This window comes from Streptomyces sp. NEAU-YJ-81, from assembly GCF_017592595.1.
Taxonomy (GTDB): Bacteria; Actinomycetota; Actinomycetes; order Streptomycetales; family Streptomycetaceae; genus Streptomyces; species Streptomyces hygroscopicus_B.
The window spans coordinates 201,014-210,447 of sequence record NZ_JAGFNO010000018.1 but is presented as its reverse complement, the minus strand read 5'-3'; the positions used below and the strand labels follow the sequence as shown (position 1 = coordinate 210,447).

The window sequence follows — 9,434 nt, the reverse complement described above, 5'->3', positions numbered from 1 at the left end:
GGGAGTGCTTCGTCGAGCGCTACCTCGACAAGCCCCGCCATGTGGAGACCCAGTGCCTGGCCGACACCCACGGCAACGTCGTGGTCGTCTCCACCCGTGACTGCTCCCTCCAGCGCCGCCACCAGAAGCTGGTCGAAGAGGCCCCGGCCCCCTTCCTGACCCAGGACCAGAACGACCAGCTCTACGCCGCCTCCAAGGCCATCCTCAAGGAAGCCGGCTATGTGGGGGCGGGGACGGTGGAGTTCCTGGTCGGTATGGACGGCACGATCTCGTTCCTGGAGGTCAACACCCGGCTGCAGGTGGAGCACCCGGTCACCGAGGAGGTCACCGGCATCGACCTGGTCCGGGAGATGTTCCGTATCGCGGACGGTGAGAAGCTGGGGTACGACGATCCTCCGATGCGGGGGCACTCGTTCGAGTTCCGGATCAACGGCGAGGACCCGGGCCGCAACTTCCTGCCCGCCCCCGGCACGGTGACCTCCTTCGTCCCGCCCGCCGGTCCCGGTGTCCGGCTGGACGCGGGCGTGGAGTCCGGCAGCGTCATCGGCCCGGCGTGGGACTCGCTGCTGGCCAAGCTGATCGTCACCGGCGCCACCCGCACCCAGGCCCTGCAGCGGGCGGCCCGCGCGCTGGCCGAGTTCCAGGTCGAGGGCATGGCCACCGCGATCCCGTTCCACCAGGCGGTAGTGGTGGACCCGGCGTTCACCAGCGAACCGTTCACGATCCACACCCGCTGGATCGAGACCGAGTTCAACAACACGATCGCCCCGTTCGCTCCGACCGGGATGGACGAGGCCGACGAGCCCACCGCCCGTGAGACGGTCGTGGTCGAGGTCGGCGGCAAGCGGCTGGAGATCTCGCTTCCGGCGGTCCTCGGCCTGGCGGTGTCGCCCGGGGAGGCCGCGGGGACCAAGAAGCCGAAGCGCAAGGCGGTCAAGAAGTCCGGCTCAGCCGCCTCCGGCGACGCCCTGGCCTCCCCCATGCAGGGCACCATCGTCAAGGTCGCCGTCAACGAGGGCGACACCGTGGCCGAGGGCGACCTCATCGTCGTCCTGGAGGCCATGAAGATGGAACAGCCCCTCAACGCCCACCGCGGCGGCATCGTCAAGAGCCTGAACGCGAATGTCGGCGCCTCGGTCAGCGCGGGCGCCGTGATCTGCGAACTCAAGGACTGACCCGCCGCCATGGCAGCCTTACGGCGGGCTCCGAGCGGGGCCCGCCGTCACGGTCAGCCGGAGATCAGCTCTGGAGCTCAGTCCTTGAGCGTCCGCTCCAGGAAGCCCAGGACGGTCTCCGCGTAGGTCTCCGGCTGGGTCTTGATCCCCTGCAGATGCTCGGTGTCCGGCAGGGTGTGCACCTCGGCCAGCGGATAGCGCTCGGCCAGCGCCCGCACCCCGGACGCGGGGATCATGGTGTCGAGCTCACCGGTCAGAAAGAGCATCGGGGTGCGCTCGTACGCGCCCCCGAGCGGCGGCGGCCACTGCACCCGCAGCATCGCCACGGCGGCCGACGAGGCGACCGTCTCCACGACCGCGCGGGAGGGGCCGGTGCCCAGCGGGCCGGGGATGGGCACGCCGCCGGCCGCGACGAAGTTGCGGAACAGCGGGGCCAGCTCCAGCGCCGGACCGCTGTCGAAGATCACCGCGTCGACCGGGCAGTCCTCCCTCTTGAGCATGTAGAAGGAGGGGAAGGTCGAGATGGAGAAGCCGTAGATCGCGATGCGAGCCGTGGCGTACTCGTCCATCGAGCGCATATGCCGCACCACGGCGACCACATCGTCGGTGTGACGGTCGCTCATGCCCCAGCCCGCCCGGTCCGCGACGCTCTTACCGTGGTTGCGGTGGTCGAACATCGCGACCGTATAGCCGGCCTCGCTGAGCAGCCGCGCCTGCGCCAGGCTCGCGGACTTGCTCAGCCCCAGGCCGTGTCCGAGGACCACGACCCGCTCGGTGTCGCCGGGGATGAGCCACACATGCAGTCCGCGTCCCTGCTGACCGTTCAGCGGAACGTTGACATCCGTGCTGGTCAGGCCCAGGTCGGCGGGCTTCTTGTGATGTGGCCTGCGGGGCGGGTGGTAGATCATGTACGAGAGGAAGGCGCCGTACAACGGTGCCACCGGGAGGGTCACCGCCGAGGCCGCCTTGGCCAGGAATCCCGTCGCCATGGTCGTCAAACCCCTATCACCGCTCGTGCCCGGACGTGCGCGATCGTAGTGCGGACGGGCAGGTGACCGCGTCGGCCGGGAGGTGAACGTGGCCGAAGTCACCGGGTGTCCGTGATCGGCAACGCCGCCGCGAGGCAAGGGCGTTGAGGGGCGGGAACGGGTCGTGGCGGTGCGTTCGGACGGCGGGGCGCCCACGGCGCGCCGCGCGCGCCGCTGTACCGTCAGTACGTCCACAGCGAGCGCATCATCGGCCGATAGCACGGGGGAAGCGGAACAGTGTCCTTCACCAGCCCGGTTCAGCCCGCACGAGAGCCCCGGCGATGGGCCCCGGTCGGCGCCCTGCCCGGCCCCGGAGACCGTCCCGGCCCCGGTGAGGTGGCCGTATGGCTGCTGCGGATCCCGCCGTCCGCCGCCGCTGCCGCCGCCGTCGCGGAGGGCATGCTGGACGAGCGGGAGCGCGAGCGCGCGGCGAGGCTGCGGACCGACCTGCTGCGCGAGCGCTATGTGACCTCGCATGTGGGGCTGCGGACGCTGCTCGGCGGCTATCTCGGCATCGCCCCGGGCGAGGTCGAGATCGTCCGGGAGACCTGCGGAATGCCGGACTGCGACAAGCCGCACGGCCGCCCGGCCCTCGCGGACGAGGACTCGCTGCACTTCTCCCTCTCCCACTCCGGGGACGCCGCCCTGTGCGCCGTCGCCGGAGTGCCCGTCGGCGCCGATGTCGAGGAGCGGGACCCCGAGCGCACCGGGACCCGGCTGACCGGGCTGATCGGGCAGTTGCATCCGGAGGAGCGGGCGGCGATCGACGCGCTTCCGGAGGAGCTGCGGGCGGAGGCGTTCCTGGGCTGCTGGGTCCGTAAGGAGGCGTACCTCAAGGGCATCGGCACCGGGCTGCCGGGCGGGATCAGCGCCCACCATGTCGGTCTCGCCGAGGGGCTGGCCCCCGCCGACGCGCCCTCCGGCCCCAGCGGCTGGGCCTTCGCCGACATCGAGGCACCGCCCGGCTACCACGCCGCGGTCGCCGTACGGGACGAGGCCGCGCCCGGCGGCCCGGCGCGGCCGGTGGTGACCGTGGCCGGTCTGCCTCTGGGCTGATCGGTCCCGGTACAGTCGGCGCCATGCCGCATCTCGAGGTGGAACTCTCGGCAGGCACCGTCGAGTACGAGGACACGGGAGGCGAGGGGCCCGTCGCGGTCCTGCTGCACGGCGTCGCCATGAACGGCTCCCTGTGGCGCGATGTGGTCGCCGCGCTGAGCCCCGGCATCCGCTGTGTCGTCCCCACCCTCCCCCTGGGCGGACACCGCCGCGCGATGCGGCCCGACGCGGATCTGTCGGTGCTCGGGGTGGCCCGGCTGGTCGCCGAGTTCCTGGAACGGCTCGACCTTACGGACGTCACGCTGGCCATGAACGACTGGGGCGGTGCGCAGGCGCTTATCGCCGACGGCCGCACCCAGCGCATCGGCCGACTGGTGATCACCTCCTGCGAGGCGTTCGAGAACTTCCCGCCGGGGCTGCCCGGCCGGAATCTGCGGATGGCCGCGAAGCTGCCGGGCGGGCTCAACGCCGCCTTCAAGCTGCTGAAGGTGGAGCCCCTGCGGCGGCTTCCGATCACCTGGGGATGGATGACCAAGCGTCCGGTGGACCGGAAGGTGATGGACGCCTGGTTCCAGCCGCTGTGGACCTCCCCGGAGATCCGCCGTGACCTGCGGAAATACGTCCTCGGGGTGCCACCGGTGGACGAGCTGCTCCGCTGGGCCGACGCACTGCGCACCTTCGACCGCCCCGCCCTGGTGGCCTGGGCATCCGAGGACCGCGTCATGCCCCCCGAGCACGGCCTGCGCCTGGCCGGTCTGCTTCCCCGCGGCAGCCTGGTGGAGATCCCCGACAGCTACACCCTGATCCCCGAGGACCAGCCGGGGCCGCTGGCCGACCTGATCCGCTCGTTCGTCCTCGGCGGCGCCGCCACGGCCTAGGGACTGTCGGACCCCCGGCGTACCGTCGTCAGTATGTGCAGATCCATCAAGACACTCCGCCCGCCGTACGCCGAAGCGGTCACCGAGGACGATATGCGCGCCGCGGCGCTGCAGTACGTCCGCAAGATCTCCGGCTTCCGCCAGCCGGCCGCGCATAACGCGGAGGCATTCGACAAGGCCGTCGAGGCGATCGCCGCCGCCACGGGCGAGCTGCTGGACTCGCTCGAGGTGCGAGGCGGGGCAGCACGCTGAATGGCCCGGGGTTCTTGAACACCCGGGCCATTCGCTTGATCAGTTGTGCGCCGCCAGGGACTCGAACCCCGGACCCGCTGATTAAGAGTCAGCTGCTCTAACCAACTGAGCTAGCGGCGCCTGCTGACGACGTAAATACTACCTGGTCCGGGAGGGTGGTTTTGACCAACGCTCTCCGGGGCATTGCGGAGCCCTCCGAGCGGCCGGGGCTCCCTCCGGGAGCGGCCGGGGCCGGGATCCGCGCTCAGATGGAGAGGGAGAGCAGCATCGGGGCCGCCTCACGGTTGAGGGCGTCCGCGGCCTGGCGCAGCCGGTGGGCGTGGGCCAGGGGGAGGGAGAGGGCCAGACACCCCACCGAGCGGCCGGCACTGACCGGAACCGCCGCGCAGACCGTGCCGATCGCGTATTCCTGGAGGTCAAGGACGGGGACGGTGGCGGGCTGGCTGTCCAGCTTGCGGAACAGCACCCTTTCGTTGGTGGTGGTCCGGGAGGTGAGCCGCACCGTCTTGTGGCGGGAGAGATGATCGCGGCGGCTGTCGTGGTCGAGCTGGGTGAGCAGGCATTTGCCGAGCGCCATCGCATGGGCGGCGGAGCGGAAGTCCACCCACTCGTTGACCTTGGGCGTCCGCGGTCCGTCCGCATACTGCGTGATCTTGATTTCGCCGTCCACATAGCGGCTGAGATAGACCGCCGCGCCCACCGAGTCGCGCAGTGCGGTGAGGGAGCGCTGGAGCTTGTCCTGGACGGCGTGGCCGTGGCCGGGGCCGGCGGAGCCCAGCAGGGTCAGGGAGATACCGCCGACATAGGCGCCATCGGCGATCTGCTCCACATAACCTTCGCGGCGCAGCATCAGCAGCAGATCGGCGAGCTGGTGGGCCGGCAGCCGGGTCTCCCGGGCGATCATGATGTCGCTGACGCCGGACGAGTGTTTGGCGACGACCTCCAGGATCCGGAGGGCGTGCTGCACCGAGTGGAACGGTGCGGTCGGCTCAGGCCTGAGCGCCACGATTTCCCCCCTCGCAGGTTGGCGTGGCTTTGTATCACGATAACCGCCAAGGGCCTTATCCGGATCGGCTGTTGAGGATATTGCCGAGGTGCCGCACCCCGGTCAGCAGGGGCGTATCTCCACGGCATATGACATAGGCATGCCCCCGCGGATGAGTCGCGGGGGCAGTGCCGACAGGGGCCGGGTGATCTACCTGGCAGGAGCCGGATGATCTAGAGAACCGCGCTCAGGAACTCCCTCGTCCGCTCGTGCTCCGGCTCGGTGAAGATCTTCTCCGGCGGCCCGGACTCGATGACCCGGCCCGCGTCGAACATCAGCACATCGTCTGAGATGTCCCGGGCGAAGTTCATCTCATGCGTGACGCACAGCATGGTGATGTCCGTCGTATGAGCGATGTCGCGCAGCACATCCAGCACCCCGGCCACCAGCTCCGGGTCCAGCGCCGAGGTCACCTCGTCCAGCAGCATCACCTGCGGCCGCATCGCCAGCGCCCGGGCGATCGCCACCCGCTGCTGCTGCCCGCCGGACAGCTGCGTCGGGTACGCGTCGCACTTGTCGCCGAGCCCGACCAGGTCGAGCAGCTCCCGGGCGCGGGTCTCGGCCTCGTCCTTGCTCAGGCCGAGCACATGCACCGGGGCCTCGGTGATGTTCCGCAGCACCCGCATATTGGGGAAGAGGTTGAACTGCTGGAAGACCATTCCGATCTTCTTGCGCACCTCACGGGTGTGCTTCTCACCCGCCGGGACCAGCGAGCCGCCTCTGTCCTCATGGGTGAGGTAGTCGCCGTCGACCTTGATCGTGCCCTCGTCCGGCTTGATCAGCGTCATCAACAGCCGCAGGATCGTGGTCTTGCCCGACCCCGAGGGGCCGATCAGGGTGACGTGCTTGCCGGAGGAGACCGAGAAGTCGAGGTTGTCCAGGACCGTATTGCTGCCGAAGCGCTTGGTCACCTGGTCGAAGCGGATCAGTTCACTGCCGTCCACGGCAGGATTCGTGTGGTCGGTTTCAGTGGCCAAGACGACGCTCCAGGGCTCGCATCAGAAGGGAAGCCGGATAGGCGATGACGATGAAGGCGATGCCGACCATCGTGTAGGGCTCGATGTACTGGAAGGACGACGCGCCTTCCGCGCGCGCCTTCTGCAGCATGTCGACGACGCCGATCAGCGCGAGCATCGGGGAGTCCTTCAGCATCGCGATGACGTAGTTGCCCAGGGCGGGCACCACCCGGCGGATGGCCTGCGGCAGGATCACCGCGGCCCAGGTACGGCTGCGGGAGAGGCTGAGCGCGGTCGCCGCCTCCCACTGCCCCTTGGGCACACCGTCGATACCGGCCCGGTAGACCTCGGCGGTGTACGTCGAGTAGTGCAGACCGAGCGCGATCACCCCGGTGGTGAGCGCCGAGAACTTGATGTCCCAGGTCGGCAGCACGTAGTAGAAGAAGAAGAGCTGCACCAGCAGCGGGGTGTTGCGAATGAACTCCACGACCGCCGCCACCGGCCAGCGGACGAAGCGGGTCGGCGAGCGGAAGGCCATCGCCCACACCAGGCCGAGCGCGAACGCCAGGACCGAGCCCAGCGCGGTCGCCTCCAGGGTGATCAGCAGTCCGCGGCCCAGCTCCGGGAGGAAGTCCTCGGCCACATCCCAGTTCCAGGTCACTGGGCACCTCCCGTGATGATGTTGGACGACTGCTCGGACTCCTGGCGCGCGGACAGCTTCCGGGTGATCAGCGGGCCCTTGTCGGACTTCACCGGAGCCTGGCCGATGCCCGCCTTGGCGCGCCGTTCCAGCAGCCGCATCAGCCGGGTGAGGACGAAGGCCAACACGAAGTAGAGGACCAGGATGATCGCGTAGATCTCCAGGCTGTCGCCGGTCGCCAGCCGCGAGAGCTGGGCGGCGAAGGTGATGTCGGCGACGCTCACCGCGGAGACCAGGGCGGTCGCCTTCAACAGCTCGATCAGCAGATTGTTGAAGGGCGGGATCATCTCCGGGATCGCCTGCGGCAGGATCACCCGGCGCATCCGCTGTGCGGGGGTGAAGCTGAGCGCGATGGCCGCCTCACGCTGCGCCGGGGCCACCGAGGCGATCGCGCCGCGCACGATCTCCGAGCCGTACGCCCCGTAGGTGAGACCCAGCGCCAGCACCGCCGCCCACATCGACACCAGCTGATACCCGAAGGCCAGCGGCATCACGAAGAACAGCCAGAACATCAGCACCAGGGCCGAGGTGCCGCGGAAGATCTCCACATAGAAGCCGGTCAGAAAGCGGACGATCCACAGCCGGGAGGTGCGGGCGATCCCGATGCCGAACGCCACGGCGGTCGCGAAGACCGCGCTGAACAGGGTCAGCTGGATGGTGATCCAGATGCCCGGAAGAAGCCAGTTTTCCCACAGTCCGGCCGTCATGAGCACAGCTCCTTGGCGGTCAGATCGGTCATCTCTTCCTTGGTGAAGCCAAAGGGCCGCACGATGCGCAACAGCTCGCCGCTCTTCTTCATCTTGTGCAGCTCGACATTGAAGGCGTCCCGGAGCTTGGTCTCCTCCGGCCGGAAGGCGAAGCCGCCGGCGCCGATGTCCGGTTTGCCGTCGACGTACGCCTGGAACGGCTCGGTGGCCTCGGCCCGTTGGCTGTTCCGCTGCTTCACCACGTTGTGGACGGTCACGGTCGTGCCCGCGAAGACATCGGCCCGGCCCTGTTCCACGGCCAGCAGCCCGGCGAGCTGGTCGGGGAGGATCAGCATGTCGCTCTGCTTGATCCCGACGGCCTCCGCATAGCCGATCTCGGCATATGCGGTGCCGGTGGCCATTTTGGCCTTCTGCTTGACGATGTCCTCGTAGTTGTGGATGTTCTTGGGGTTCCCCTTGCGCACGATGAACGCGTCACGCATGCGGTAGTCGGGGTCGGAGAAGATCACCTGGGCGCAGCGGTCGGGGTTGATGTACATCCCCGCCGAGACCACGTCGAACTGCTGCGAGCGAAGGCCCGGGATCAGCGAGCCGAACTCGGTCGGCACCGGCTGGACCCTGGCCACTCCCAGCCGCTTGAAGATGACCTTCGCGATCTCCGGCGCCTCGCCGGTGAACTCGCCGTTCTTGTCGATATAGCCGAATGGGATCTCCCCCGCTATTCCCAGTCGGACCGTGCCTTGCGACCGTAGTCGGTCCAGCAGATTGCCCCCGTCCTTGGCGCCGGAGCCGGACACCCGGCTGCAGCCGGCCGCGCCCAGCAGACCCAGGGCCGCGCCGCCGGCGAGAAGGGAGCGGCGGCTCGGTCCTATTTTCGCTATTTCTCTGCTATCGGTGTCTTTCTCACGTGGTGGAGCCATGGGCGCGCGGCTACCCGACTCCGGCAAATATATGCAGGCTGTTTCCGGCCCTTGATACAGCCGATGCCTGGGTAGGCCCCCTACGGCAGGACTGGTTCCGAAGCGACCTGGAGGAAAGTCGATGGTTGACCGAGCCGACCGGTTCATCGAGGTCTCGCTCGAGAAGCGCGGGGTGAGCTGCACGGCCAAGCTCCTCGACGAGCGTGCGCCGATCACCTGTGAGGCGGTGTGGAACGCACTGCCGCTGAGGGGTGACGTATATCACGCGAAGTACGCGCGCAATGAGATCTATGCGCTGCTGCCGCCCTTCGCACCCGAGGAGCCGCCCCTGGAGAACCCGACGATCACCCCGATCCCCGGTGACCTGTGTTACTTCACCTTCACGGACACCCAGCTCGGGACCAAGTCGTACGGATACGAGACCGACGCAAAGCACCAGGGGCGGCGGCAGGTCGTCGACCTGGCGCTCTTCTACGAGCGGAACAACCTGCTGATCAACGGCGACGCGGGCTGGGTGCCCGGGATCGTCTGGGGCTCGGTTGTCGACGGCCTCGACCGGATGGCCGACGCCTGCCAGGACCTGTGGCGTGCGGGGGCGCTGGGGGAGACCCTCAGCTTCCGCCGGGCGTAGCTCTCGGTTTCCGCTGGGCGGGGCCGTCGGTCTCCGCACGGCGGGGCCGTCGGTCTCCGCACGGCGGAGCGCTTCAACTTTCGCTG

The 9,434-nt window shown here is 68.9% G+C and carries 11 protein-coding genes and 1 tRNA gene; 5 read left to right on the top strand and 7 right to left on the bottom strand.

Annotated elements, in window-relative coordinates; translation table 11 throughout:
* A partial coding sequence (locus J5X86_RS31850; RefSeq protein WP_208520149.1) for a biotin/lipoyl-containing protein occupies positions 1-1,175 on the top strand: 1,175 nt, incomplete at its 5' end.
* 77 nt (positions 1,176-1,252) lie between these two features.
* On the opposite strand, the gene J5X86_RS31845 is transcribed toward J5X86_RS31850, so the two are convergent.
* Positions 1,253-2,164, bottom strand: coding sequence for an alpha/beta hydrolase (locus J5X86_RS31845; protein WP_161561211.1), 912 nt, complete (start codon positions 2,162-2,164; stop codon positions 1,253-1,255).
* A 276-nt stretch (positions 2,165-2,440) separates the two neighbouring features.
* On the opposite strand from J5X86_RS31845, the gene J5X86_RS31840 reads away from it, so the two are divergent.
* Genes J5X86_RS31840 through J5X86_RS31830 form a run of 3 tightly spaced genes read left to right on the top strand, consistent with a single transcriptional unit; the run spans position 2,441 to position 4,389 of the window.
* Complete coding sequence (locus tag J5X86_RS31840) at positions 2,441-3,259, top strand: 4'-phosphopantetheinyl transferase superfamily protein (RefSeq protein ID WP_208520148.1); 819 nt, start codon at positions 2,441-2,443, stop codon at positions 3,257-3,259.
* 23 nt (positions 3,260-3,282) lie between these two features.
* Complete coding sequence (locus J5X86_RS31835; protein WP_078641634.1) at positions 3,283-4,137, top strand: alpha/beta fold hydrolase; 855 nt, start codon at positions 3,283-3,285, stop codon at positions 4,135-4,137.
* Between the two features lie 33 nt (positions 4,138-4,170).
* Entirely contained in the window at positions 4,171-4,389 is a 219-nt protein-coding gene (locus tag J5X86_RS31830; protein WP_208520147.1) for a DUF2277 domain-containing protein, read from the top strand.
* Positions 4,390-4,435: 46 nt separating this feature from the next.
* On the opposite strand, the gene J5X86_RS31825 is transcribed toward J5X86_RS31830, so the two are convergent.
* The 6 genes from J5X86_RS31825 to ehuB all read right to left on the bottom strand — a co-directional run bounded on the left by J5X86_RS31825 (position 4,436) and on the right by ehuB (position 8,717).
* Positions 4,436-4,509 (bottom strand) — tRNA-Lys (locus tag J5X86_RS31825).
* A gap of 124 nt (positions 4,510-4,633) precedes the next feature.
* Positions 4,634-5,395 carry an IclR family transcriptional regulator C-terminal domain-containing protein gene (locus tag J5X86_RS31820; RefSeq protein WP_078641632.1) on the bottom strand — a complete coding sequence of 254 codons (762 nt, stop codon included), beginning with the start codon at positions 5,393-5,395 and terminating at the stop codon, positions 4,634-4,636.
* Positions 5,396-5,607: 212 nt separating this feature from the next.
* Positions 5,608-6,378 carry an ectoine/hydroxyectoine ABC transporter ATP-binding protein EhuA gene (gene ehuA / locus J5X86_RS31815; protein WP_059142026.1) on the bottom strand — a complete coding sequence of 257 codons (771 nt, stop codon included), beginning with the start codon at positions 6,376-6,378 and terminating at the stop codon, positions 5,608-5,610.
* Positions 6,379-6,400: 22 nt separating this feature from the next.
* Positions 6,401-7,051 carry an ectoine/hydroxyectoine ABC transporter permease subunit EhuD gene (gene ehuD, locus J5X86_RS31810; RefSeq protein ID WP_208520146.1) on the bottom strand — a complete coding sequence of 217 codons (651 nt, stop codon included), beginning with the start codon at positions 7,049-7,051 and terminating at the stop codon, positions 6,401-6,403.
* Positions 7,048-7,797: an ectoine/hydroxyectoine ABC transporter permease subunit EhuC gene (ehuC, locus tag J5X86_RS31805; protein WP_208520145.1), complete on the bottom strand. Its 750-nt coding sequence runs from the start codon at positions 7,795-7,797 to the stop codon at positions 7,048-7,050. Before ehuC ends, ehuD begins: the two co-directional genes overlap by 4 nt.
* On the bottom strand, positions 7,794-8,717 hold the full coding sequence (ehuB, locus tag J5X86_RS31800) for an ectoine/hydroxyectoine ABC transporter substrate-binding protein EhuB (RefSeq protein ID WP_208520144.1): 924 nt from the start codon (positions 8,715-8,717) through the stop codon (positions 7,794-7,796). The genes ehuC and ehuB overlap by 4 nt, the downstream gene beginning before the upstream one ends.
* A 121-nt stretch (positions 8,718-8,838) precedes the next feature.
* Between ehuB and J5X86_RS31795 the strand changes: the two genes are divergently transcribed.
* Complete coding sequence (locus J5X86_RS31795) at positions 8,839-9,348, top strand: DUF3830 family protein (RefSeq protein WP_208520143.1); 510 nt, start codon at positions 8,839-8,841, stop codon at positions 9,346-9,348.
* The last annotated feature ends 86 nt before the right edge of the window (positions 9,349-9,434 follow it).

Excerpts from the sequence above, each read along its gene's own strand:
- J5X86_RS31845 (WP_161561211.1), bottom strand. The coding sequence starts at position 2,164 with ATGGCGACGGGATTCCTGGCCAAGGCGGCCTCGGCGGTGACCCTCCCG.
- J5X86_RS31835 (WP_078641634.1), top strand. The coding sequence starts at position 3,283 with ATGCCGCATCTCGAGGTGGAACTCTCGGCAGGCACCGTCGAGTACGAG.
- J5X86_RS31830 (WP_208520147.1), top strand. The coding sequence starts at position 4,171 with ATGTGCAGATCCATCAAGACACTCCGCCCGCCGTACGCCGAAGCGGTC.
- ehuC (WP_208520145.1), bottom strand. The coding sequence starts at position 7,797 with ATGACGGCCGGACTGTGGGAAAACTGGCTTCTTCCGGGCATCTGGATC.
- ehuB (WP_208520144.1), bottom strand. The coding sequence starts at position 8,717 with ATGGCTCCACCACGTGAGAAAGACACCGATAGCAGAGAAATAGCGAAA.
- J5X86_RS31795 (WP_208520143.1), top strand. The coding sequence starts at position 8,839 with ATGGTTGACCGAGCCGACCGGTTCATCGAGGTCTCGCTCGAGAAGCGC.